This is a genomic window from Helicobacter sp. NHP19-003 (assembly GCF_019703305.1).
In the GTDB taxonomy this organism is placed as follows: Bacteria; Campylobacterota; Campylobacteria; order Campylobacterales; family Helicobacteraceae; genus Helicobacter; species Helicobacter gastrocanis.
The window spans coordinates 391,584-416,447 of the sequence record NZ_AP024814.1 but is presented as its reverse complement, the minus strand read 5'-3'; the positions used below and the strand labels follow the sequence as shown (position 1 = coordinate 416,447).

General features: G+C 46.6%; 19 protein-coding genes, 2 rRNA genes and 3 pseudogenes. 17 read left to right on the top strand and 7 right to left on the bottom strand.

The window, feature by feature from the left end; translation table 11 throughout:
* Positions 1 to 2 precede the first annotated feature (2 nt).
* Together K6J72_RS02260 and K6J72_RS02255 are read left to right on the top strand one after the other, a co-directional pair.
* Entirely contained in the window at positions 3 to 776 is a 774-nt protein-coding gene (locus tag K6J72_RS02260; RefSeq protein WP_221281059.1) for a cysteine ABC transporter substrate-binding protein, read from the top strand.
* On the top strand, positions 773 to 1,717 hold the full coding sequence (locus K6J72_RS02255) for a D-2-hydroxyacid dehydrogenase (RefSeq protein ID WP_221280272.1): 945 nt from the start codon (positions 773 to 775) through the stop codon (positions 1,715 to 1,717). The genes K6J72_RS02260 and K6J72_RS02255 overlap by 4 nt, the downstream gene beginning before the upstream one ends.
* Here K6J72_RS02255 and K6J72_RS02250 read toward each other — a convergent pair.
* Genes K6J72_RS02250 through K6J72_RS02240 form a run of 3 tightly spaced genes read right to left on the bottom strand, consistent with a single transcriptional unit; the run spans position 1,707 to position 5,438 of the window.
* Positions 1,707 to 2,780, bottom strand: coding sequence for a phospholipase A (locus K6J72_RS02250; RefSeq protein WP_221280270.1), 1,074 nt, complete (start codon positions 2,778 to 2,780; stop codon positions 1,707 to 1,709). The two genes, K6J72_RS02255 and K6J72_RS02250, sit on opposite strands and share 11 nt — an antisense overlap.
* Positions 2,773 to 4,107 (bottom strand): sodium-dependent transporter, encoded by a 1,335-nt coding sequence (locus K6J72_RS02245; protein ID WP_221280268.1) that lies wholly within the window; start codon positions 4,105 to 4,107, stop codon positions 2,773 to 2,775. The genes K6J72_RS02250 and K6J72_RS02245 overlap by 8 nt, the downstream gene beginning before the upstream one ends.
* Before the next feature lie 2 nt (positions 4,108 to 4,109).
* Positions 4,110 to 5,438, bottom strand: a complete 1,329-nt coding sequence (locus K6J72_RS02240) for a sodium-dependent transporter (RefSeq protein WP_221280266.1) — start codon at positions 5,436 to 5,438, stop codon at positions 4,110 to 4,112.
* Positions 5,439 to 5,574: 136 nt separating this feature from the next.
* Between K6J72_RS02240 and K6J72_RS02235 the strand changes: the two genes are divergently transcribed.
* Both K6J72_RS02235 and K6J72_RS02230 read left to right on the top strand, forming a co-directional pair.
* Positions 5,575 to 5,949, top strand: a complete 375-nt coding sequence (locus K6J72_RS02235; RefSeq protein ID WP_221280264.1) for a YbgC/FadM family acyl-CoA thioesterase — start codon at positions 5,575 to 5,577, stop codon at positions 5,947 to 5,949.
* Positions 5,939 to 6,190, top strand: a complete 252-nt coding sequence (locus K6J72_RS02230) for an HP0495 family protein (RefSeq protein WP_221280262.1) — start codon at positions 5,939 to 5,941, stop codon at positions 6,188 to 6,190. The genes K6J72_RS02235 and K6J72_RS02230 overlap by 11 nt, the downstream gene beginning before the upstream one ends.
* On the opposite strand, the gene K6J72_RS02225 is transcribed toward K6J72_RS02230, so the two are convergent.
* Positions 6,156 to 7,862 (bottom strand): disulfide bond formation protein B, encoded by a 1,707-nt coding sequence (locus K6J72_RS02225; RefSeq protein ID WP_221280259.1) that lies wholly within the window; start codon positions 7,860 to 7,862, stop codon positions 6,156 to 6,158. The two genes, K6J72_RS02230 and K6J72_RS02225, sit on opposite strands and share 35 nt — an antisense overlap.
* A 144-nt stretch (positions 7,863 to 8,006) precedes the next feature.
* On the opposite strand from K6J72_RS02225, the gene K6J72_RS02220 reads away from it, so the two are divergent.
* The 6 genes from K6J72_RS02220 to K6J72_RS02195 all read left to right on the top strand — a co-directional run bounded on the left by K6J72_RS02220 (position 8,007) and on the right by K6J72_RS02195 (position 13,917).
* On the top strand, positions 8,007 to 8,558 hold the full coding sequence (locus K6J72_RS02220) for a DUF507 family protein (protein WP_221280257.1): 552 nt from the start codon (positions 8,007 to 8,009) through the stop codon (positions 8,556 to 8,558).
* Entirely contained in the window at positions 8,555 to 9,688 is a 1,134-nt protein-coding gene (gene carA, locus K6J72_RS02215; protein WP_221280255.1) for a glutamine-hydrolyzing carbamoyl-phosphate synthase small subunit, read from the top strand. The genes K6J72_RS02220 and carA overlap by 4 nt, the downstream gene beginning before the upstream one ends.
* Positions 9,681 to 9,836 carry a DUF948 domain-containing protein gene (locus K6J72_RS02210; protein WP_221280253.1) on the top strand — a complete coding sequence of 52 codons (156 nt, stop codon included), beginning with the start codon at positions 9,681 to 9,683 and terminating at the stop codon, positions 9,834 to 9,836. Before carA ends, K6J72_RS02210 begins: the two co-directional genes overlap by 8 nt.
* Before the next feature lie 339 nt (positions 9,837 to 10,175).
* A 23S ribosomal RNA gene (locus K6J72_RS02205) occupies positions 10,176 to 13,063 on the top strand.
* A gap of 161 nt (positions 13,064 to 13,224) precedes the next feature.
* A 5S ribosomal RNA gene (rrf, locus tag K6J72_RS02200) occupies positions 13,225 to 13,340 on the top strand.
* Positions 13,341 to 13,557: 217 nt separating this feature from the next.
* On the top strand, positions 13,558 to 13,917 hold the full coding sequence (locus tag K6J72_RS02195) for a hypothetical protein (RefSeq protein ID WP_221280250.1): 360 nt from the start codon (positions 13,558 to 13,560) through the stop codon (positions 13,915 to 13,917).
* 330 nt (positions 13,918 to 14,247) lie between these two features.
* On the opposite strand, the gene K6J72_RS02190 is transcribed toward K6J72_RS02195, so the two are convergent.
* Entirely contained in the window at positions 14,248 to 15,513 is a 1,266-nt protein-coding gene (locus tag K6J72_RS02190) for an alpha/beta hydrolase-fold protein (protein ID WP_221280248.1), read from the bottom strand.
* Positions 15,514 to 15,631: 118 nt separating this feature from the next.
* Here K6J72_RS02190 and K6J72_RS08620 point away from each other — a divergent pair.
* From K6J72_RS08620 to carB, 6 genes and pseudogenes are all read left to right on the top strand, one after another.
* Positions 15,632 to 15,787 (top strand): annotated as a pseudogene (locus K6J72_RS08620) (pyruvate kinase); the annotation flags it as partial.
* Positions 15,788 to 15,947: 160 nt separating this feature from the next.
* Positions 15,948 to 17,216: pseudogene (locus K6J72_RS02185) on the top strand (adenine-specific methyltransferase EcoRI family protein).
* 177 nt (positions 17,217 to 17,393) lie between these two features.
* Complete coding sequence (locus K6J72_RS08615; RefSeq protein ID WP_221280246.1) at positions 17,394 to 17,663, top strand: HindVP family restriction endonuclease; 270 nt, start codon at positions 17,394 to 17,396, stop codon at positions 17,661 to 17,663.
* Positions 17,654 to 17,710 (top strand): annotated as a pseudogene (locus K6J72_RS08610) (hypothetical protein); the annotation flags it as partial. The gene K6J72_RS08615 and the pseudogene K6J72_RS08610, both read left to right, overlap by 10 nt.
* A gap of 257 nt (positions 17,711 to 17,967) precedes the next feature.
* Positions 17,968 to 18,414, top strand: a complete 447-nt coding sequence (locus K6J72_RS02175; protein ID WP_221280244.1) for a DNA cytosine methyltransferase — start codon at positions 17,968 to 17,970, stop codon at positions 18,412 to 18,414.
* A 22-nt stretch (positions 18,415 to 18,436) separates the two neighbouring features.
* Positions 18,437 to 21,670, top strand: a complete 3,234-nt coding sequence (gene carB, locus K6J72_RS02170) for a carbamoyl-phosphate synthase large subunit (RefSeq protein ID WP_430886744.1) — start codon at positions 18,437 to 18,439, stop codon at positions 21,668 to 21,670.
* Between the two features lie 301 nt (positions 21,671 to 21,971).
* On the opposite strand, the gene K6J72_RS08570 is transcribed toward carB, so the two are convergent.
* Entirely contained in the window at positions 21,972 to 22,778 is an 807-nt protein-coding gene (locus tag K6J72_RS08570; RefSeq protein WP_260320686.1) for a methyl-accepting chemotaxis protein, read from the bottom strand.
* A 152-nt stretch (positions 22,779 to 22,930) separates the two neighbouring features.
* Positions 22,931 to 23,293: a PAS domain S-box protein gene (locus K6J72_RS08245; RefSeq protein WP_260320637.1), complete on the bottom strand. Its 363-nt coding sequence runs from the start codon at positions 23,291 to 23,293 to the stop codon at positions 22,931 to 22,933.
* Positions 23,294 to 23,569: 276 nt separating this feature from the next.
* Between K6J72_RS08245 and K6J72_RS02160 the strand changes: the two genes are divergently transcribed.
* A complete protein-coding gene (locus K6J72_RS02160) occupies positions 23,570 to 24,022 on the top strand; it encodes a phosphatidylglycerophosphatase A family protein (RefSeq protein WP_221281057.1) in 453 nt (150 codons plus the stop codon).
* Positions 24,023 to 24,864: the final 842 nt, after the last annotated feature.

Sequence of the window (24,864 nt, the reverse complement as noted above, 5' to 3'; positions counted from 1 at the left end):
TTATGGGTTGCTCGGATCACAAGGCACAAGCCGAGGAGGGCACGCTAGCCAGCATTAAAGAACGGGGGGTGTTGAAAGTGGGGGTGTTTAGCGACAAGCCCCCCTTTGGGTATATGGACGGCAAGGGGCAATTTCAAGGCTTTGATGTTTATATCGCTAGGCGTATAGCTAAGGACTTACTCGGTGATGCGAGCAAGGTGCAGTTTATCCCTGTGGAGGCAGCCGCGCGGGTGGAGTTTTTAAAGGCAAATAAGGTTGACATCATTATGGCAAACTTCACCAAGACCAAAGAACGGGCTGAAGTGGTGGACTTTGCCAAACCCTACATGAAAGTCGCTTTGGGTGTGGTGTCTAAGGATGGAGTCATTAAAAGCATTGAGGACTTAAAGGGCAAGCCCTTGATTGTCAATAAAGGCACAACGGCAGACTTTTATTTTTCCAAGCACTACCCTAACATATCCTTACTCAAATACGACCAAAACACCGAAACCTTTTTAGCTTTAAAAGACAATCGTGCCCCCGCCCTAGCCCACGACAACACGCTTCTTTTGGCGTGGGTGAAAAAGAACCCCGAGTTTAAGGTGGGCATTCCTAGTCTTGGCGATCAAGATGTGATCGCCCCAGCGGTCAAAAAGGGGCATAAGGAGCTCTTAGAGTGGCTCAATAACGAGATAGACAAACTCACCAAAGAGGGCTTTATGAAGGAGGCCTACAACGCCACTTTAAAACCTGTTTATGGGGATAGCATTGACCCTAGCATGGTGATTTTCCAATGAAACCTCTAGCCGTTTTTTTAGAAGCGCACTCTTTGGGACGCAAGAATAAGTTAGACGCTTTGAGTGAATTTGTGGAGTTGGTATCTTACCCGGGCACACCACAGGATTTGGTGCTTGAGAGATGCAAAGATGCTGAGATTGTGATTTTAAACAAGGTGCAGATGAGCGGAGAACTCTTAAGAAAATTGCCTAAGCTCAAATGCATTTGCATCACGGCTACGGGCATGAACATGATTGATTTGGAGGTGGCTAAAGAGCTGGGCATTGCCATTAAAAATGTCGTGGATTACTCCACGCACAGCGTGACCATGCACACCTTTGCCCTTGCTCTGACCTTGCTCTCTAACATGCCTTATTACGATCGTTACTCTAAAAGCGGGGAGTATTGCAAGAGCGAGATTTTCACCCACTTTAACAAGGATTTGATGTCCTTAGAAAACAAAGAGTGGGGGATCATTGGGCTTGGCAACATTGGTAAAAATGTGGCCAGGATTGCCACGAGCTTTGGCGCTCATGTGAGCTACACTTCCACAAGTGGGCGCAACAACGATGCCACTTACCCCCAGAAGCCCTTAAAAAATCTCTTACAAGAAAGCGATGTGATCTCTATCCACGCCCCCCTAAACACCCAAACGCACAATCTCATAGACGCGCCTGAGTTACAACTCTTGAAAGAAAAAGCCATTTTAATCAATGTGGGGCGGGGGGGGATTGTCAATGAAGAGGCGGTGGCAAAAGAGTTAGAAACGCGGGATTTTTACTACGCCACCGATGTGTTAGAGCAAGAACCTATGCGTTCTAATCACCCCTTTTTAAACCCCGCGATCCAAAGTAAGCTATTGCTCACCCCCCACATTGCGTGGGGTTACGGGGACACGATTAAAAAGCTCATCATGGCCACAATTGACAATGTTAGGGACTATTTAAAAACTAGGGGTTGAGGCGAATCCCCACACCTAAGCGGTTGGAGAAGACATCGTATTCATACAGCCCGTCCCCGTAGCCGTTGAAGTATTGGACATAAAGCCCCACAAAGGGGTTGATCCTAAATGTGTAGCTCAAGCGGATCGCCCCGTGCCAATCCTTAAACTCCCAATAGCGCGTGAAAAGGTCGTAGATGCGCATTTCAAAGTGGTGGCGGCCCCGGCGGTAGTCTATCCAAGCGTTGCCATAGCCCATGTAGTCTATGAGATTGGGGTTGGATTGGTTATAGGGGATGTAGGGCCAATAGGCGACATTGAGTTTTAGCCCGCCCTTTTGCCACACCAAGTGGAACACGGGGCGTTGCCCTGCACTCACTGAGCGACATCCTCCATCAAGCCCCCCCGCCTGCACGATGACTTTCTTGTTCTCTTCTGTAATGTGAACGGGCGTTCCGGGAAAGGGCCCAAGGGCATTCCCATCGCGATAGGGCTGGAAGCACTGCCTACCCCCAATGCCGTTAGAAATGTGTTGCCAGCCGATCCAAAACTCCGTAAAAGTCCCCCATTTCTCTTTAAAGAGAGGGATTTTGAGCGGATAAACATAGATGAGCTCTGGCATGTAGTTGACCATGCGCATGGGCGCGCTTTGGGGGTTATTGTAAATCTGAAACCAGTTGGTTTGGGTGTAGGCCAGATAGAGCGTTCCCCTTGTGTAAAGGAAGTTGCGGATCACGGGGACTTTAAAACTCACTTGGAATTTAAAATCCACTGGCTGGTAGCGGTTGATGTCGGGGTGGTACCATTGGTAAATGGGGGTGAAGCTGTAATAAACGGGCATAAAATAAGTGCCCCGATAATCGATGATCTCTAGGTATTTTTTTGCCAAGTCTAAAAAGACATTGTGTTTCTTGGGCTTTCTGGGGGCGACTTCCCAGCTGTTTTTGAAGCCATAGTACCAAGGCTTGTAAAAATCTTGATAGGTGGTGGTGGTGATGCCTTTGTTTTTGATCTGTGTGGGACTCAAGCGGTTATCGGCTTTGAGCGCACCAAATAGGCTTAGCAGTAGAAAAACTCTACGCATTTTTTTTAAATTGCAACATTAAAATCAACAGCACCGCCACAGGCGCAACGAAGCGTACACTAAAAAACCACAACAAAAACCAAAACCGACTCAAAAAGCGTTTGCTTGACTTATAGATCCGCTTTTTGTCCATAAAATACCCTAAAAAGAGCAAGGAAAACAAGCCTCCCAAGGGCATCAACACAGTAGAAGTGCTAAAATCCGCCCACTCAAAGACATTTTTACCCCAAAAACTGAGCGCATGGCTGTAGTCTTTATGCATGGAGAAGATCACCAGCAACCCTAAAAGATAAGTAAGCCCCCCTACAAAGACACAAGCTTTGGTCCGGCTGTGCTTAAAGTGATTTGTGAGGTAAAGCACGGTGGGTTCTAAGAGCGAAACGGTGGAGGTGATGCCCGCAAAGATCAAGGCGAGAAAGAAAAACAGCGCCACGATAGAACCGGTGAAGCCCATTTGGTGGAAAACTAAAGGCAAAGAGATGAACACCAACCCCACGCCTTGAGCGGGTGTGCCGTTGAATTTAAAAATAAAGGTGAAGATCATCAGCCCGGCAACCAAAGAAATGAAAATCCCAGGCAAAACCACCCATAAAGAGCTGCCCAAAAGATTTTCATTAGACTTTGTGAAGGCGGCGTAAGTGGTGATGGTACCCACGCCCAAACTCAAAGAGAAAAACATCTGTCCCAAAGCATCCATCAAAACTCCGAGAGTGATTTTAGAGCTGTCAAAGGCAAACATGTAATGCCAAGCTTTAGAAAAACTAGGCATAGACATGGCGTAAAAAAGTAAACCGATGAATACCAAGAACAAGAGGGGCATTAACCACAGACTCAACTTCTCAATCCCCTGTTTGATTCCCTTAGACACAATCCACACGGTGAGCCACAGCCACACACTAAAGCCCACAATTTGCCAAAATAAATCTACAGAGCTTAAGTTCTGAAACAATGTCTTGGAGCTTTCTAAAGTTTGGGGCAAAGCAAAACTCACTTTCACCAAATAAAACAACACCCAACCCAAAACCACGGTGTAAAAAGACAAGATGATGGGACCCCCTAACAAAAAGACCGCGCTAAAGCCCCAAAGTTTTTTATGCCTCGTGTTTAGGTGTTGGTAGCAAGACACCATGTCCTTGCGCCCCAAATTGCCAATGAGCATGTCCGCTAAGAGCATCGCCACGCCCAAAGTCAAAGTCAGCCCCAAGTAGAGCAGGACAAACGCCCCACCGCCACACTCACCTGCCATATAGGGGAAACGCCAAATATGCCCTAAACCTATCGAACTGCCCAAAGTGGCTAGGATAAAGCCGAGTTTAGAAAATCCCATCTCTACCCCTGCATGATTTTCACCGCCCAAATCACTAAAATCACCAAGGGGGCAATGTATCTTACTAAAAAAAGCCAAAAGGCAAAAAGACCACTGCTCAAAAAGTGGGCGGTGATTTGGCGCAACTTGTCTTTGCCAATGACCCAACCCACAAAGAGTACAGACACAAGCCCACCCAGAGGCATTAAAACTGAAGTGGTGAGAAAATCTGCCAATTCAAATAAATCTTTATGGAAGATGCTCAAATGGGGCTTGTAGATTTTATTTAGGGAAAAGACGAGAATCACGCCCAAAATGTAGATGGCTAAAGTTGTCAGCCAAGTCGCCTTAGGGCGAGAATAGTTGTGATCGACGAGATACTGCACGGGTGGCTCTAAAAGCGCAATGGTGGAGGTGATCCCTGCAAAGGCCAAAGCGCACAAGAACAAAATAAAAACCACGCTGCCCATCCAGCCCATTTTGTAAAAGACCACAGGCAAGGACACAAAGATGAGGCCTGCCCCCTCAGTGGGGCTATCGCCATACTCAAACACAAAAGTAAAAATCATCAAGCCCGCCACAAGAGAGATCACAACCCCGGGCACGACCACCCAAAATGCGCTCTGCAAGAGATTTTGCTTAGAATCGGTCGAAGAAGCATAGGAGATGTTGATGCCAATGCCAATGCTCAAGGCGAAGAAAACCTGCCCTAAAGCATTCATAAAAACCTTGTGGTTGATGTCGGCCAAACGCACCCCAAACATAAAATTGACAGCTTGCTTAAAGGAGGGTTGTGTGCTCGCATAAAAGAGCAGGCCAAAAAAGATGATGAAGAGCAAGGGCATTAAAACGAAGTTTAGCTTTTCAATCCCATCTTTCACCCCCCTTGAAACAATCCAAGCAGTGAGAGCAAGCGTGAAGCTCAAGCCCGCTACTTGCTTACCTACGGAGTTTTCTAAACCCACAAGCACTCGTTTAGAGGCGTGGATATCTGCGGGCAAACTAAAACTCACCCCCACTAAATAGTAAAACACCCAGCCTAAGACAATCGCATAAAAAGATAAAATGATGGGGCCTGTAAAGAGTACAATCCCCGCGTATCTCCATTTTTTGGAGCTTTGGGGGCTAAGCTGCTCAAAAGCCGAGGCGACATCGGTTTGCGTGCTTTGGCCGATCACCATTTCAGCAATGAGCATGGCTAGCCCCACCGTGAGTGCCAACACCAAGAACAACAGCACAAACCCACCTCCCCCGCTTGTGCCCGCCATGTAAGGAAAGCGCCAAATATGCCCCAAACCAATCGAGCTGCCCAAAGCCGCTAAGATAAAACCCAATTTTGAGAAGTTGTTCACAAATCTCCCTCTTAATAAAATAAAAACAGCGACAACGCAGTATTTAAAGAAAGCCGCCCATTATAACATGCGAGGATTAAGGTTTACTATAGCTTTACCAATGCATGGCTTGATTTAGGCTTTTTAAAGGGAGTGTATGCAGATTCAAGTCTACTATGAAGATACAGACAGCACGGGGTTGGTCTACCACGCTAACTATTTAAAATTTTGCGAGCGGGCTAGGAGTGTGGTGTTTTTTAAAGCTGGATGTACCCCACAAAACAATCAGGGGGGGTTTGTTGTGAAGGACTTGCAAGCCGACTTCATTGCCCCCGCTTTGCTGGGGGATTGTTTGCAAGTGAGCACCCAAATTTTAGAGCTTAAAAAAGCAAGCCTTAGTCTACAACAAGAGATTTTTAGACAAGGGCAAAAACTCTTTGACTTGCAGATCAAACTCGCTTTCATTGACTTGACACATAAGAAACCCGCCCCCATCCCCCAAAACTTTTTGGAGATTTTGCATGGATTCTAAAAACGCCATCACTTACCCCTGTTTGTGGGAGTACCGTTTAATCACAGACAAACCCCAAGAGCTTTTAAACGAGCTGGCTGGCTTGCTTGCTCCCTTGAAATACCAAGTTTGCACCAAGAACAAGAGTGCACAGGGCAAATACACGAGTCTACAACTCTCTTTAGTTGTGGCTAGCGAACAAGAGCAACACGCCATTTTTGCCAAACTCAGCAACCATGCGTTTGTAAAATGGGTGCTTTGAGCGTGGGCTTTTGGGCTGGGGGCAGTGCTAGCGATAAGTTAGAAATGTCGAGTGTGTAAAAAGTGTCGTGTTTGTCGGCATAACCGCTCACAATCAAAGCGTTATCCACGAAAGTTAGGGCGGTCGGGTTTTTTACACTAGGGGGCAAGCCGTAGGCATCGATGATGGTCGCATCATAGGGGTTGATGACCAAAAGGGCATTGTAAGCTTTGCTTAGCGCAAAGAGTCGCCCTTCATAAAAGGCAAGCCCCGTGATGTAAAACTCCCCGAGCGTGCGCCCCTTTTTAAGGGGGTTGGTTTTGAGCGGACGCACCACGGCTTCAAAGCTTAAGCCTAAATCTTGATCGAGCATACCCACTAAGATGAGTTGTTTATAGTGCTTATTAGGCACGGTCAGCATGTAGGTTTGTGTTCCATCGCTCCTTGCGCTCAACACATAGTAGGTTGAAGCCCGGCTGGTGCGTAGGCGGCTGCGCCCGATTTCATCAAAATGGTGTGCCCCTTCTAGGAAGTTGGCAAAGTTGTTGTTGGCTTTGGGGTTGTAGACGACATCGACACTGCTTTTATTGATCCCCATCAGGCGGATCGTGTTGCCGACCATGTTCGCCCCCACGAAATGTTCTACGGTCACGGAGTAATGCTTATCTAACACCAAGTGGGCGAGGACTTTTTGCAGTTTTTTGTCCACCACATACAAGCCCTCTTTTTGTGTAGAAATGAGAAAGGTGTTTTTTAAAAAGGCATTGTTGCCTGCAAAAGTTTCGGGCGAGAAAGTGTAGGGCAGGGGCTTTAGAGCAGGGGCGCACCCATCGGCGTTTTTGCCAAAAAGATCGGTGCTGAGGCTTTGCAATAAATTAGGCTTGGGGGTGTCTTGGGGGGCTTTGGGGTTTTCTTTGGCAGCCAAAAAGTTTAAATCGCTGATGGGGGCATTGAGTTTTAAGGGGCTTATTTGGGTTTGCAAGAGCGTTAGGCTTTTGTGGATTTCAAGGGGGGCTTTGCGGTAGTCGCTCTCCCATTGATGGGGGCTTTCAGCCAAGATCGGTTGTTCCACAATGCGTTTACCCAGACTTCTAGGAAAGCCCATGTGCGCCCAATTTTTGGTGCTCCAAATGTTTTCTGCCATGCGCCATGAGAAGCGGATCGGATCGCCATGCCCTAAATAGGGGAAGGGTCCTGTGGAGATAAAAGCTTGTAACATGTTTGAGGCCACTAAAAAGCTAAAGATGCCAAACGCCCAAAGGTTGGAGCGGGTGAGCTTACGCAAAGATTGTGTTTCAAAATTCGGGGCTTTAAACAACAAAAGCCCCAACACCAACAAAGCGATCCAAAAGACAAACTCTGCCCAAAATTGCGTGTGCAGCCCAAAAATCGTCAAGGCAAAACCCTGCCCCACATCTTCTAGGGCGTGGTTGCCTAAGTGGTAAAAACTTTGGTAAAGTCCGCCCGCCACAACAAGCACTAACATAGCAATGTATTTGGGCTTTAACCCATAGCGCACAATGAATAGCCCCCCCAAAGCGATGTAGACCATGCTTTGACGCTCCCCCCAACATTGTATACAGGGTGAGTCGTGGTAGACAAAGCCCAAAATGAGATTGGCAATCCCCACAGGCAACACGATGATCGCAATGATTGCAAGAGAGAAAAGGAAGTAAAAGCGTTGCGCGTGCATACAACCCCTTAAAAAATTAAAAGGTATACTCTAACACATGAAGGTTAATTATTTTCTAGCCACTCCCTCGTATGGAACTCTCTAGCCCTTTGCTTTAGAATATGTTAGAATACAGCTTAACCTTAAACAAGCTAGGGCTAAAAGATGAGATTGAAACCAAACCATGTCCGCTACATTGTCAACAAAATCACGCAAGATTTAGTCCAATCCCCCCTTTTGGAGCTCAAGGGGTCTTTAGAAACCCTCACCCAAATCACACATGGCGTGTTGCAAGAGCATGTGAACCAAGAGAGTGCTATTGATAACCGTGTACGAGATTTACTGGAGGAAAACCTAGATGAGATAGACTTCATGCGTATGGATGAAAGGAGTCTCTTTTGGATGTTTAAAAAACAAGTCGCCCTCGAGAGGGGTTTTGTGTTGGGCTGGGAGGATCGCTGTAATTTGCTCTCGCACAAAATTTTAGAAAAGGTCTTGGACGAGGATTTGATCATGTTTTCGGTATCTGAGAATCGAATCCGTAATGTGATTTTTAAATCCATCGACACCTACGCTAAACTCTATGAGAGCGTGGAAACTGAAGTGAGTGAGAAAATCAAGCATTACAAGCGCAAGCTCCCCATCGGCAGCGATGAGTATGAACTTGTCTTTGAGCGCATGTATGAGGATGAGTTGAGAAGAAAGGGCTTTCTATGAGCACCACACCCACGAAAGCCACACTTTATTTTGAAAACGGGTTATTTTTAGAGGCTGAAAGTTTTGGGGCTAGGGGGGTTGCGGTCGGCGAGGCGGTCTTTAACACCGCCATGAGTGGGTATGAGGAAGTCATCAGCGATCCGAGTTACAGGGGGCAGTTTGTGGTTTTCAGCACGCCTGAAGTGGGCGTGGTGGGGGCAAACGAACAAGACCGTGAGTCTCCCAATAGCTTTTGTACGGGCATTTTGGTGCGCCACACCCCGAGCCGACACTCTAATTTTAGAGCGAGGCAATCTTTAAGCGCATTTTTGCAACAACACGGGGTTTTGGGCGCGAGTGGCTTAGACACGAGGGCATTAGTGGGGATGCTAAGAGATGAGGGGGCGATGGGTGTAGTGGTTTCCACCGATGGGTTAGATAAGCAAGAACTGCAAAAGTTGTTGCAAGCATCTAAGAGCATCGCTGAGCAATATTTAATCCCCCCCCTAAGCCACAAACAAGCCCACACACAAGGCACTTTTGACTTTAAGATTTTGGATCACCAAACCCCCCCACTCACAAATACCATCGGGGTTTTGGATTTGGGCGTGAAGACCAACATTTTAAACAACTTAGTCCAAGTGGGCTTAAAGCCTGTGTGTTTTGCTCACGACACCAAGGCGCAAACGCTCATAGAGGCCTACAAAAGGGGCGAAATTGCAGGTGTGTTGCTCTCTAATGGCCCGGGCGACCCTCTGCATTTAAAAAGCGTGATCCACGAAATCAGCTCACTTATCCAAGAGCAAATCCCCATGTTAGGCATTTGTCTAGGGCATCAGCTCTTAAGCATCGCACATGGCTACCCCACTTATAAGCTCAAATTCGGGCACCACGGGAGCAACCACCCTGTGCTAAACTTGCAGACCGGGCGTATTGAAGTGAGCGCACAAAACCACAACTATTGTGTACCTGAGAGCATCGCCAAAATCGCCACGATCACGCATAAAAATTTATTTGACCACACCATTGAGGGTGTGCGCTACAAAAACGCCCCCATTCTCTCCGTACAACACCATCCAGAGGCCAGTCCCGGTCCTCACGATGGGTTGTATATCTTTGAAGAATTTAAAAAGGTGGTGTGCCATGAATGACTACAATAATGTCAATAAGCTTTTTGATGAGGTCGAAAATGGGCTTTCTAGGGTCGAGCAGGAGTTGGAGGAAATCACCAAAGAATTGCAACAACTTGGCAGCCACATAGATAGACTCAGCGACCTGCTTAGGGTCAAGAACTCTTGAGTCTTCCGCAAATCTACACCCTAGGTTTTGACACAGATGGTCTTTCATTTGTCTAGCTTGAATTTGACTGGCTGTATACTTGCCACGATCTTTATAACTTCTCCCCCCCCCTTAAGCCCCCCTTAAGCTTAAAATGTGTAATATTGCGTTTTGCTTCTAAGAAAGCTTGCGAAGAAAGAGGTTAAACTTTTTTCTCAAAAAAGCGGATTTGGAGCGTGTTGTTTGACTTATTATTGTCAATAGCCTATGTTAAAGGTAAAAACTACAAAGCCAAAAGAATTATACTCAATAAGGCGGTGTGGCTCTTATGCAACGCTCTAGCGGATATGTTAGAGTGGCAAACAAGATATTAAGAGTAGATGGTGGATGCCTTGGCAAAGAGAGGCGATGAAGGACGCACTAGACTGCGATAAGCTGCGTGGAGCTGTCAAGAAGCATTGATGCGCAGATTTCCGAATGGGGCAACCCAACTTACAGCAATGTAGGTTACTCTAATTATAGAGAGCGAACCTAGCGAAGTGAAACATCTCAGTAGCTAGAGGAAAAGAAATCAACGAGATTCCCTCAGTAGTGGCGAGCGAAAGGGGAAAAGGGCAAACCGCGTGCTTGCACGCGGGGTTGAGGACGGCAACATTCAAGGGGTTTTTCTAGCAAAGTTGTTTGGAAAGACAAGCCATAGAAGGTGATAGCCCTGTATGCGAAAGGAAAACCCTAGATAGCCGGATCCAGAGTAGGCCAGGACACGTGAAATCCGGGCTGAAGCCGGGGAGACCACTCTCCAACCCTAAATACTACTCTTTGACCGATAGCGCACAAGTACCGTGAGGGAAAGGTGAAAAGAACCGTGGGTAACGGAGTGAAATAGAACCTGAAACCATCTACTTACAATCATTCAAAGCCCTATGATTTATCAGGGTGATGGACTGCCTTTTGCATAATGATCCTGCGAGTTGTGGTGTCTGGCAAGGTTAAGTGAAAACGAGCCGTAGCGAAAGCGAGTCTGAATAGGGCGCATTAGTCAGACGCTGCAGACCCGAAGCCAAGTGATCTATCCATGGCCAAGTTGAAACGAGTGTAACAGCTTGTGGAGGACTGAACCCGTGCCCATTGAAACGGGCTGGGATGAGCTGTGGATAGGGGTGAAAGGCCAAACAAACTTGGTGATAGCTGGTTCTCTTCGAAATATATTTAGGTATAGCCTCAAGTGATGACAAGAGGGGGTAGAGCTCTGATTGGGCTAGGGCTGCTCGCCGCAGTACCAAACCCTGTCAAACTACGAATACCTCTTGTTGTATCTTGGGAGTCAGGCGGTGGGTGATAAAATCAATCGTCAAGAGGGAAACAACCCAGACTACCAACTAAGGTCCCCAAGTTCTATTCTAAGTGGAAAAAGATGTGTGGTTACTCAAACAACCAGGAGGTTGGCTTAGAAGCAGCCATCCTTTAAAGAAAGCGTAACAGCTCACTGGTCTAGTGATCATGCGCTGAAAATATAACGGGGCTAAGATAGACACCGAAGTTGTAGATTGCCCTTTTAGGGCAGTGGTAGAAGAGCGTTCTGTGCAGCGTTGAAGGCATACCGGCAAGGAGTGCTGGAGCGCACAGAAGTGAGCATGCAGGAATGAGTAGCGATAAGATGCGTAAGAATCGCATCCGCCGTAAATCTAAGGTTTCCTACGCGATGTTCGTCATCGTAGGGTTAGTCGGGTCCTAAGCCAAGTCCGAAAGGGGTAGGCGATGGGAAATAGGTTAATATTCCTATACCAATTAGGGTGTGCGATGGGAGGACGCATAAAGTTAGGTGAGCCAGCTGATGGATGTGCTGGTCGAAGGGTGTAGATTGGGAGAGAGGCAAATCCGCTCCTGTATTTGAAACCTGACAGGCTCTCTAAGACCTTCGGGTCGAGGGGAGAATCACTGACACTATCGTGCCAAGAAAAGTCTCTAAGTTTAGCCCTAATTGTCCGTACCGCAAACCGACACAGGTAGATGAGATGAGTATTCTAAGGCGCGTGGATGAACTCTCTTTAAGGAACTCTGCAAACTAACACCGTAAGTTCGCGATAAGGTGTGCCTACGCAAGTAGGTCTCAGCAAAGAGTCCCTCCCGACTGTTTACCAAAAACACAGCACTTTGCCAACTCGTAAGAGGAAGTATAAGGTGTGACGCCTGCCCGGTGCTCGAAGGTTAAGAGGATGGGTTAGCCGCAAGGCGAAGCTTTGAATTGAAGCCCGAGTAAACGGCGGCCGTAACTATAACGGTCCTAAGGTAGCGAAATTCCTTGTCGGTTAAATACCGACCTGCATGAATGGCGTAACGAGATGGGAGCTGTCTCAAAGAGAGATCCAGTGAAATTGTAGTGGAGGTGAAAATTCCTCCTACCCGCAGCAAGACGGAAAGACCCCGTGGACCTTTACTATAGCTTAGCACTGCTAATGGGAATGCCATGCGCAGGATAGGTGGGAGGCTTTGAAGCAGACACTTTGGTGTCTGTGGAGCCATCCTTGAGATACCACCCTTGGCGTTTTTGTTAGCTAACTGGCCTAAGTCATCCTTAGGCAGGACAATGCTTGGTGGGTAGTTTGACTGGGGCGGTCGCCTCCTAAAAAGTAACGGAGGCTTACAAAGGTTAGCTCATGACGGTTGGAAATCGCCAGTTGAGTGTAATGGCACAAGCTAGCTTAACTGCAAGAGAGACAACTCAAGCAGAGACGAAAGTCGGTCATAGTGATCCGGTGGTTCTCGTGTGGAAGAGCCATCGCTCAAAGGATAAAAGGTACCCCGGGGATAACAGGCTGATCTCCCCCAAGAGCTCACATCGACGGGGAGGTTTGGCACCTCGATGTCGGCTCATCGCATCCTGGGGCTGGAGCAGGTCCCAAGGGTATGGCTGTTCGCCATTTAAAGCGGTACGCGAGCTGGGTTCAGAACGTCGTGAGACAGTTCGGTCCCTATCTGCTGTGGGCGTAGGAAAGCTGAGGAGAGCTGTCCCTAGTACGAGAGGACCGGGATGGACATGCCACTGGTGCACCAGTTGTTCTGCCAAGAGCACCGCTGGGTAGCCACGCATGGTTGTGATAAGAGCTGAAAGCATCTAAGCTCGAAGCCAACTCCAAGATGAGCTTTCCCTGAAGCTCGCATGAAGACTACATGTTTGATAGGGTGGGTGTGTAAGTGCAGCAATGCACTCAGCTAACCACTACTAATAGAGCGTTTGGCTTGTTTGCTTGCTTTAGAGAGCTTCACTGCCTTATTGAGTGTAATGAGAGCTTTGTAGAAAACCGCACATAGACTATTGATTTAAAGCGTTGCCTTCTTTCACATAAAAATGCTAGAATGGTGTTTTTATGGGGAGCTTTAACAAGCTTTGCAAAAAAGCTTCGCTTTTTCCCGTGTCCCTAGTAGAGAGGAAATACCCAGCCCCATCCCGAACCTGGAAGTCAAGCTCTCTTACGCCGATGATACTGCCCTTTGCAAGGGTGGGAAAGTAGGGTGATGCGGGGGATTTTTTTAAAGTATTTTTTAGTTTTTTACGCTACAATTTCTCAATTTCTCAATTTCTCAATTTCTCAATTTCTCAATTTCTCAATTTCTCAATTTCTCAATTTCTCAATTTCTCAATTTCTCAATTTCTCAAGGCGAGAGGTGTGGGCAATTAAGAAGATGGATGGAGGTTGTGGGTTAAAGAAGATGGTAAAAACTAATTCTGTTGGAGGCAAAGATGCAAGTTAGCAATAAAAAAGAGTTGGCTGAAGCGATTGAAAATGGGGAAAATTCCATTGAGATAGTGGGCGATTTTTCGAAAAAGATCGTTAAAATCAAAGCGACTGGCGATGTAGCGTGGGGCGTTGCTATTGCTGCTATTGCGGCAGCTGTTGCTATTATTATTGCAAGCGGCGGACTTGGAGCACCTGCTAGTCTTTTTACGGCGGCTGGAGCTGTAGGGATTCTTGGAACTGCTCCTACTATTTCTGCAGTTACTATTGCAGTTGCAGCTGGTGGTGTCGATGTGTTGAATAAATTGCGAGGTTATAATCTAGCAAAGATTTCTGACAATCATGTCATTCTTACTAAGGGGTAAGGAGAGGAAAAACCCATGGCTTACTACAAAAACCAACATGGCGCAAGCGCAATACCAAATACCAATCCCAAAAGCAAAACGAGGCTGGGGCACAGGAGCACAAGGGCAAGGAGTGGTAAGAGGGTAAGATAAAGTTACCCCTTTGCATGCGTGAAAAGGTGGGTGGGGGGATGGTAAGTTGTGCGTTGGTTTCGCTTCTCTCTCATTATTTTTAGATTCTTACAAATCTTTGATCGCTTTGCCATGTTTAGTTCCTTATTTTTTTCTACTTGAGGGCTTGCTCTTGTTGTAGAGTTTTTTCAAAACGGCTACTTAGTGTTGTGGTTTGTTTTAGTTCTTCTCTAAGCGTTGCGCAAAAAGCCATGCACGGATGGGTTCAATGCTATAGGCTACACGCCAAGTGTTGCGGTGCGCGCTTATTTTATCTACACCCAACAGGCTATTTTTTTGAAACATGGTGTAGTTGATCGGAGCGCTCTTGGCGATCATCTCTTGGCAAGCTTGTTGAAATTGCGCTTGATCCCATTTGCCATCCCAAATAGCCTTAGCCACTTTAGCCCCTTTGCGTTCTAATCTCTCTATAATGGCGTTGCTAAGGGCAAAGCTACCCACATCATCGCCAGAGGTGAGCAACCAAAATTTATCCCGCGCTAAGGGATCGCATAAATTTGCATCCCAACGCCCCGCCACTAAAAAGGCGCTGGCAAAAAAATGTGGGTATTTGATGAGCAGGGCTATGGACATCATGCAACCCATAGATTGCCCTGTGGTGTAGATTCTGGAAGTGTCTATGGGATATTTTTGGCTTATCTCTTGGACTAGGTGCATGGTTACATCTAACATGGCTGAGGCGTGCGAGTTATCATCGACGACAATTTCATCATATTGTGGGGCGAGCACATAGCAGGGGCGTTTGCGCTGTTCTTCTGGGTGTGCCCAAATGAGCGCGCCCAAACCTTGCAATAAAGTGGCCTGCTGTAAATTACCCGTTGTGCCGGCATCGTGCATGAAAAGCACTAAGGGTAGGGGTTGGTTATCTGCGTGTTTAGGAATAAATAAATTGTAGCGCAAGGTTCTTTTCAAAATTTTATCTTCAAATGTGAAGGCCTTAAAATCCTCTATGATGGGATAAGATACCCTAGAGAGCTCCCATATTTTTTGGCTATTTTTAACTTCAAGTTGCGCTGTTGGGGTTTGTAATTTCAGGGTGTGACCGGGTTTACCCCCCGCGACAAATTTCTTTTTGTGTTGTGGATCTGGCTTGTGGTGTTGGATACTTGTCAGCAGGGCTGACTTGGGCTCATTTAATTTTAAGATCACAAACTTTCCATTGGCTGCACGCCTCTGCCCTCTAGCATCTTGACTGATATAAATACCCATGATCGAGCGCCCCAACACTTTAAAATCTTGCTTGCGCATCTTGAACACCTCTGTGTTATAGGCGATGCTAAGAGTGTCTAACTTGGCCCCATCGCCAAAGACATGCACAATCCCCACCACTTCCTTAATGGCCGCTTTGTTGTGCGCCAAAAGAGGCACACTAAGCCCCAAGAGAACCCCCGCCCCCTTAATGATGAATGTCCTACGCGATAACAATGATCAATCCTTGATGGTAAAATGAGGCGGTCATTATAGCCTAAAAGTTGCTTGCTGTTTTTGCTCGAGTCTTTAACATCTGAAATTTTTAAGTCTGATTTGAGAAAAATATAGTCTTATTGGCTTGGCGGATTAGAGAAAAGGAGAGGAACAATTACAAGATTTCTTGAAGGTGATGTTGGTTAATGACATTGTGGCCATCAAACATGGGCAACAACTCGTTGCGCTAACGCAAGCCGTCAGCACAGCCCAAGACATTAGAAAAGATCGCGCGCAGGACAGACTATCCCGCAGGGTTGTTTTAGTTTAAAAATCTCCTGTGTTGTGCTTTGCAAGAGTGGGGGAGGTGGGGATTTTGCGCAGATTCTTAAATCTAAACAAATCGCTGTCCATGTGTTACAATAAGCCTTTTGCAAACGCCTTTAGGAAGCACCATGAAACAATACCTCTACATTGTCCAATCCAGCCTAGAGCCCAGCAAATGTAAGATTGGCATCACCAATGACCTAAAAAGACGGCTTAAAGAATACAACAGTGTTACGGGGCAATCGCAAGAGAACACTTATAGCTATCTTTTTACTTGTGAAGTGGCTAATATGCGTCAAATCGAGCAAGACATTAAAAACGCCTTTACGCATTTAAGAGAAGTGCAGACTAGGGAAATCTATTTTTATAACCCTAGCCTTTTTGAAAATTACATCAGCTACATCAAAGCCCATTCTGATTTTATCGCCCAAATCCAGCCAAAAACCCCTAAATCCAGGTCCCAAGCCAAGCCTAAAGCGGTACCCAGCCTCAAAGATAGGGGCGTGCAGTGGGCGGACATCTTAAACAAGGCGAAAAGGGTGCAAAATGATGAGTTTTACACCCGCTATGAGGACATTGAAAAGGAGATCGCAAAATACCCCTTAAAGATATGGCAGGATAAAGTCGTCTTTTGTAACTGCGATGATGCCATCGGCCAGGAGAGAGATGACACCGACTCGTCCGCCTTTGCGCTGTATTTTTTAAAACACTTCTTTAGATTGAAGCTCAAAAAACTCATTTGCACACATTGTGGTAGCCCACAAGATTTATTCAATGCCGGCGCACGGGGCTATATCTTCACTAAAGAGGGCGCACACGAGATCAAGCACACCCCACCTAATTATAGAGGAGGCTTTGAAGAGGCAGAATCTCTTAGAATCTTGCACGAGGAAGCCAACATTGTGTGCACCAACCCGCCCTTTTCACGCGCCATAGAATATTGGGACTTGCTCATTAAGAGCAAAAAGAAATTTCTAATCTTGGGCAATATCATCAATTGTGTCAGCACTTGGTGCATCCCCTATTTTGCTAAAAAACAAGTGTGGGCGGGGTTTGACGAAGTGCATTGGTATTTAAACCCTAAACGCCAACCCGTGCGGGCTGGGGGGGCGTGGTTCACTAATTTGCCCATTAAAAACCGCCCCAATAAATCTAGGCTAAAATTCTTGCCCCTAGAGTAAATCCCCCAAAAGTATAAAAGATTTGACGATGCCGGAGTTTTGCTGGTCGATTACAGCCATATCCCCATAGATTACGATCTGCCCTTTGCGGTGTCTGCCACCCCCATTTTAAATGGTGTGCTGGAGTGTGGTTTTAAAGTTGCCGTTGCAAAGGAATATACCCCCTGCGTTGAGGGCAAGAGAAAGTTTAAAAGGGTTTTAATCTGCAGGGCGTGAGGCCTACATTCTTTGCGCTCAATAAATCCCACAACCATGGCCTTTTGTTGCGCAAACAAAGAAATGTCGTGCAACAAGTGCCAGAAAGGTTATAACAAGAGATTAAAGGCGTTAAGCGCGCGGAGCTGGTAGGTGTGGTGTCTCCATGGTTGCCAAAGTTAAACCCGTTTTGTTGGGTTGCAAAATTCTAATCGGGATTTCTCTCAAAAACAGGCATGGGGCAAGAATCAATTCAACACTGCCTTTCCTGCATCGCTGTGTTGCTATTTTGAACACCACAACATTAAGGCCACTCACTTAAGAATTACAGAAGGTACATTTGCCCATGCAGAAAAGGCGCAAGTGTTGCCCCACATTTCTAGCATGCTTGCCTTTTTAAGGGACATTTACAACGCTATAGAACACACGCAAAGCCTTTTTTACTCCAGCCCACTTGGAAGACTCTAGCTAGACATGCAAAATTAGCCCACCATTGCCTAGATATTTTTGTGTAGAGCAATGCGGGTTTTCTGCATTTTTTGACAGAAATTGCAAGTCGTGAGAACCCTTTAAAAATCAGCCGACAACAAAGAACAATCGTTTGGCTTTACCACTCGCGCCGTAAAGCCCCTAGCTTTAGCTATGGGGATATAAGGCTAGCATTAGCATGGACATGCTAATATTCAAGTCGCAATCAAGGGGTAATACCCTTGGGGTTGGGGCATCAACCTTTGGAATAGGGAACATAAGACTCCAAACGGAGCTGTCCTGCTTGAAGCCGCGATCTCCGCTAAAGTTAGAATCCCCTAGCTTTAGCTATGGGAGAGTATGTCAAAGACACCCTAGAAGTTATCAAAGGCGGGCGGTTTTTAGCATTGATGAGCCTAGTCCCACGATTCGAGGTGTGAATAGACCCATTCCTAAAGACTATCAACTCAAAGCTTGCGATCCTAGCGGTGTAGATTTACATGCTCTGCGCCCTCTAAGCACCCTAGAGAGAAGTTATCTACAAACCTTCCCTAAAAACTTCATTTTTAAAGGCACCAAAACAGACCTAGAGCAAATGATCGGCAACGCCGTCCCCGTCAATTTGGCCAAATACATTGCACAAGCCATTAAAGAACATACTAAAGCCAACACCAAGCCACACAATCCACAAACCTTTATGCTCGCCGACAAACCCCTACACCAACAAGGCATGCAAGCTTCTCTTTTCTAGTCCAGCCCCAACTTTTGCTATAATCCCGCTTATGCAAAAATTTAAGAAAATTCTACTCATCGGTTCAGGTCCCATTGTCATAGGGCAGGCGTGCGAGTTTGACTACTCCTCTAGCATTGCCCTTAAAACGCTTAAAAGCTTGGGCTATGAGGTGGTGCTTTTAAACTCCAACCCCATCACCATCAACACAGACAAAGCCCTCGCCTACAAAACCTACATTGAGCCCATCAACACGCAAAATGTGCTCAAAATCGTGGAGCAAGAAAACATAGAGGCGATTTTACCCACCATGGGGGGGCAAACCGCACTCAACATCATGGTGGAGTTGCACCAGCAGGGGCATTTTGAGGGGGCGTTAAAACATGTCAAACTCTTAGGGGCTAAAATTGAGAGCATTTTAAAGGCAGAAGATCGGCGGGCGTTTAAAGAGTGCATGCTAGGCATTGGGCTAGATTTACCCAAGGGGGGGTATGCCTACAGCGAGGAGGAGGCGTTAAGTGTCGTTAAAGAGGTGGGCTTTCCTTGTATTATCCGCTCTAGCTTTACTTTGGGGGGGGAGGGGAGCGCGGTTGCCTTTAACATTGAAGAGTTTAGGGACTTAGCCAAATTCGCCCTAGAGGCTTCGCCCATCAATGAAATCTTGATTGAAGAGAGTTTATTAGGCTGTAAAGAGTTTGAAATGGAGGTGGTGCGCGATTGTAAGGATAATTGCGTGATCGTGTGCTGCATTGAAAATGTCGATCCGATGGGAATCCACACGGGCGATAGCATCACCATTGCCCCCGCTTTGACCTTGACAGATAAAGAATACCAGCGCATGCGCGATGCCAGCTTTGCGGTTTTGCGGGCAGTGGGCGTGGATACGGGGGGGGCGAATGTGCAATTTGCGATCAAAGATCGGCGTTTATTGGTGATTGAAATGAACCCACGGGTTAGCCGTAGCTCCGCGCTTGCCAGCAAAGCCACGCTCTTTCCCATCGCTAAAGTCGCCACGCTTTTAGCACTAGGACACACTTTAGAAGAAATCACTAATGACATCACCCAAAGCACGACTTGCTTTGAGCCCACCCTAGATTACATCATCACCAAGATTCCGCATTTTGATTTTGAGAAATTCCCCCAAGTGGATAGCACTTTGGGCACTTCTATGAAAAGCATTGGCGAGGTGATGGGCATTGGGGGGAGTTTTAAAGAAAGCTTGATGAAAGCCTTAGAGAGCGATTATCTTTTAAAGAATTTGCGCGTCTTTTTAGAGAGCCCCTTAGATTTGGAGTTTTTAAAGAAAGAGTTGCGCCGCCCCAACCCTAAACGCTTGCTTTACGCCATGCACGCTTTTAGCGATGGCTTAAGTGTAGATGAGGTGCATGATTTATGCTACATCGATCCCTATTTTTTGAATGAAATTAAAGAAATCGTGCAAGCCCTTTTAGAGTTAAAAGAGGCTAACAAACAAGCTTTACTTAGCGACAGAAACGCCCTATTTAGGCTTAAAAGCATGGGGTTAAGCGATGCTTTGATTGCCAGCTTTTTAGGGGCAAGCGAGCTAGAGGTGAGGGAGGCTAGAGATGCCCTAGACTTGCACCCTAAAATGTATCAAGTGGATTTGAGCGCCAATGAGTTTAAAAGCCCCACGCCCTACCTCTATAGCACCTATGCGCCCTTTTTCCCCAGCCACAACAACCCCCCCAAATCCACCCGCCAAAAGGTCATACTCATTGGCTCAAGTGCAAATAAAATCGGGGTGGGGATGGAGTTTGACTACGCCTTGACGCACGCCAGCCTAGCATTAAAGAAAATAGGCTTAAGCCCTATTATTATCAACAATAATCCCGAGACGATCAGCACCGACCATGACACCAGCGACACGCTGTATTTTGAACCCATCACTTTAGAACATGTCCTAGAGATTGTGGCACAAGAGAGGGCGCATTTAATGGGCGTGGTGGTGGGCTTTGGGGGGCAAACGCCCTTAAAAATTGCCAAAGATTTAGAAGCCCTCAATATCCCCCTACTAGGCACAGCGTTTAAAAACATTGAAATTGCCGAAGAGCGGGATTTATGCCATAAACTCTTAAATGGTTTAAACATTGCCTACCCTAAAGGCTTGTGCGCCAACTCCAAAGAACAAGCCCTAGAGTGTTTAGACCAGCTAGAGCTGCCCCTCATCTTGCGCCCAAGTTTTGTGCTAGGGGGGGCAAAAATGCGCATCTTACGCACCAAAGAGGAGTGTTTAGACTACACAGAAAATTACAGCTTTGAAACCAGCCTTTTAATGGACACCTTCCTAGAAGATGCCCTAGAGCTTGATGTGGATGCCATTTGCGACCAGCAAAGCGTGTTTGTGTGCAGCGTTTTAGAGCACATTGAGCCCGCTGGTATCCACTCGGGGGATAGCACTTGCTTTATCCCCCCAAGCTTAAGCCCGCAAGTTTTAGAGGAGGTTTATACCCAAACGCAAAAAATCGCTTTGGGTTTGCAGGTGTTAGGGTTAGTCAATATCCAATTTGCCTATAAGAATGGCCAACTCTTCGTGCTAGAGATCAACCCCCGCTGTTCGCGCACTGTGCCCTTTGTCTCTAAAGCTTTGGGGCTAGACCTTGCGGCGATGGCAATGAGCGTGATGGCGGGGCAGAGTTTAGAGGACTTTAAGGGGCTAGAAAATAAAGGTGGGGGGTTATTTTTAGCCAAGTCTTTAAATTATGTCTTTGTGAAAGAAAGCGTCTTTCCCTTTAATAAACTCTATGGGGCGGATTTGGTGCTAGGGCCTGAAATGAAAAGCACGGGGGAGGTGGCCGGCGTGGGTCATACTTTGGCTGAGGCCTTTTATAAATCTCAATTAGCGTGCAACAACCCCATCAAACACAGCGGGCATGTCTTTGTGTCGCTCAAAGATGCCGACAAGCAAAAGGCGATGCCTTTAATGCGCGCCTTTGTGAGTTTGGGCTTTAAGCTTTACGCCACCACCGGCACGCATAGGGCCTTGTTGGCTGAAGGGCTAGAGAGTGTGCAGGTGCTGAAAATCTCAGAGGGCCGCCCCAATATTTCGGATTTTATGCTCAATCACGAGATCGACATGGCGATCAACACCAGCGACCGGGTGAGCGAGGACTCTAAGATCATCCGCATGCAAGTGCTCAAAAACAAAATCTCCTATTTCACCACGCTCAAAGCCGTAGAAAAGGTACTTTTAAGCCTCCTTGAATACTCCAAATTCAAGCACAACCCCCCCGTGAGTTTGCAGGAGTTGCAGGCTTAACTCAACACACTTCCCCTAACTTTAGCTATGGGGAGTGTGTCAAAAAGTGTAACCACACTAAAAGACTGTTTGTGTGTCCAAAAAGAGGATCAAGGTTTTGGCCAGCCAGTGTTTTTAGCTTAAGTGCTCGATTGTTGTCTAAAAGACTCCAACCATCTCTTGGCTCTTTGTGTTGGCACTTTGGTTTCAAAGGACTGCGCCCGCGCGCCCTTTGGTTCTTGCCAGCCGCGCAATCCATCCATCAGCTTTTGGTTTCTTTCGTGGGAGTTGGCTAAGGCCAGGCTACCCCGTTCGCCTTTTCTTATTTGCCAGAAATTCCCATGCCCTGGGCCACCCGGTCGCTGGCAGCTTTAATTTTTTCCATTAAATCTTGGGTTTCACAGGAAAGGTCGCAAGTCCTTTCTGCTTCATCTGCACCGCTACTGATGCTCTCCACCACTTGTTGGGTGATCTCACGGATGGAGCTGATGATCGCCGCAATCTCTGTAACAGACTTGCCGGTGCGTTCGGCCAACTTGCGCACTTCATCGGCCACCACGGCAAAGCCCCGCCCGTGTTCGCCCGCCCGGGCGGCCTCAATGGCGGCATTTAAGGCCAGCAAATTAATTTGATCGGCAATGTCTTTAATGGTTTGGGTGATTGAAGAGATCGAGTCGGATTGTGCGCTTAGCGTGTCCACTAATTGGACATTGTTTTTCATGGTACTGGTCACATTCTGGATATTGCTTGTGGTTTTTTCAATCATGCGGTTACCGTCGCTGGTGAGCTGTTGGTTTTCCTTAATCAACTCTAAAACCATGTGGATTTTTTCCTCTTTGTGGGTGGCATCCAGAGCAAATTTGATGAATTTATAAATCTTGCCTTCGCTGTTAAAAACGGGGTTGTAAGTCGCCTCCAAATAGACCTCTTTACCTGCTTTGGTGATTCGTTTAAATGTCCCTTGAGTGGATTGCCCCGACTTTAAATGGTCCCAAAACTCTGTGTATTGCGGGCTCTTGACAAACTCCGGATCGCAAAACATGGAGTGGTGTTTGCCCTTAATTTCTTCTAAGGTGTAGCCCATGATATCTAAGAAATTTTTGTTTGCGTTGATCACATGGCTATCCATGTCAAATTCAATGAGAGCCATAGAAGAAAAGTGGGCATTATAAACAGCACGCAAATCGTTTAATTCTAAAACGCCCGCCGTAATATCAATAGCGGTTTTGATGATTTTAGCCACTTCACCCCGATCGTCTAAAGCGGGGCTATAAGTGGCTTTTAAATACACCTCCTGGCACCTTTCTTGATCCGTTTAAAAGTTTTTTGCTGGAATTGTCCAGATCGGAGCTTATGCCAAAAGTCGCTGTAGCTATTTGAAGACACCAATTTGGGATCGCAGAGCATGGAGTGGTGTTTGCCCCTAATTTCTTCTAAGGTGTAGCCTATGATTTTGAGAAAATTGTCATTTGCATTGAGGATTTTGCCCTCCGTATCAAACTCAATGATGGCGAGAGAATGGTCGAGGGCATTGTAGACAGCGCGCAGTTCCCGGTTTTTTTCAGTCAATGCATTGATTTTTTCTGTGCATTCTGTGTGTTCTTTGTCTTTAGTTTTTGGATTGGTCGAGGACGAAAAGAACATTTGAATCCTTTTTATGAAAAATGTAAAAAGAGAGCTTCTGATTTATTGGTGCAAGATTTAGGAAGTTGCTGGCGAGTGACCAAAGAACGGTGAGATGGCAAAAAGCGGAGCACGGGAGCGTCAAGATAGAAAAGAGATGGAGGCAACGCTGGCAAGTTACCCCCCTGTTTGTGCCGGCTAGGCTGTCCATGCAACCTCCTATAAAAAAGAATCTCTCTCGATCCTAGCATGTTTTTTCTAACTATGCTACAATGGGGCTAAAATTTGGAGAAAACCTTGAACTTCCTTAGCCGTGAATGTTTTTTGACCCTGTTTTACTCGGGCAAGTTCCCCAGAGGGCCGGGTACGGCGGGGAGTGTGGTGGCGGTTTTTCTGGGTTTGCCCATCTTATACCTCTCAGCCAACACCTTGTTTTTATGCGCCCTTTTAATTGGGCTCATCGCCATTAAGCAAATTGACATCTATGAGGCCCAAACAAAGAGCCACGATGACAAGCAGATTGTCATCGATGAGTTGGTGGGGATGTGGATGGCGATGGCGATTGCGGGCCTTAGCTGGCTGGGCGTGATCGCCAGCTTTGTCTTCTTCCGCCTCTTTGACATTTACAAACCTTCTTTGATCGGTAAGATCGATCGAGATGTAGGCGGAGGGCTTGGGGTGGTGGGCGATGATGCTTTGGCTGGGGTTTGTGGCGGGTTTTGCGCCTTGTTGCTCACCCGTTTATTTTAAAGGTGTTTGTCTTTGCAAGACCACTAGCACGATGCCCCTCAAGCACGCTTTAATCGCCTCAAAACTATTGATGGATATCGCAAAAGGTGGAGCAGATGGTGGAAACTTTAAATACTCTGAACGAGGAAGTTGTGAGGAAGTCCTAAAAATTGTGAATATGCGCTAGATTCTTATTCTTTGATTGACAATAGAAAATCAAAGAAACTCATGAAAACAGACTCCAAACACCCACAATCCAAAGAAAAAACTATAGGGCATCTGCATGGGTTACAAAGAGGTTGTAAAGCTTTTATCAATCCACCCCATCTCCACTAAAGCCCCACTAAAAGACCGTTTTTTGGTAAGGTTGAGGGTTGGGTGTTTTGGATATTTTGGCTAGTGTGTGTTGGTGTGGTTGCCTTTTTCATTGTAGACATACACTTGAGACCCCTTTTGAACTGCTGTACTTGTCGCCATGGTTTTTTCCTCTATTGCAAATGATTTTCAACTCCACACCCTAGCTCCCGGCTCAAAGCCCTTTGAATCTCAAAGCGGCATCAAAGCACTCTACTTTTTTCGAGTCAACCCTCCTTAAAAGGATGCTTTGGACATAGCCGACCAATTCTTGCGCACCCCATCAACCCCCAAAGACTTTAACTATGAAATCTCAGCAACACCGCCAACAAGCCCAAAATGGGGTCTAATGGGTGTGCTTTATCGCAGGGATGACCTACACATATGCCGTTGTTTAACCCCCACAAACAAGCCTTAAGAAAGTCCCATTTAGGGAACACCAAAAAAGCGCACAACTCAAGGCCGCTTAGGATAAGAACAATGGCAAATCAAAGAACACAAAATGCCCG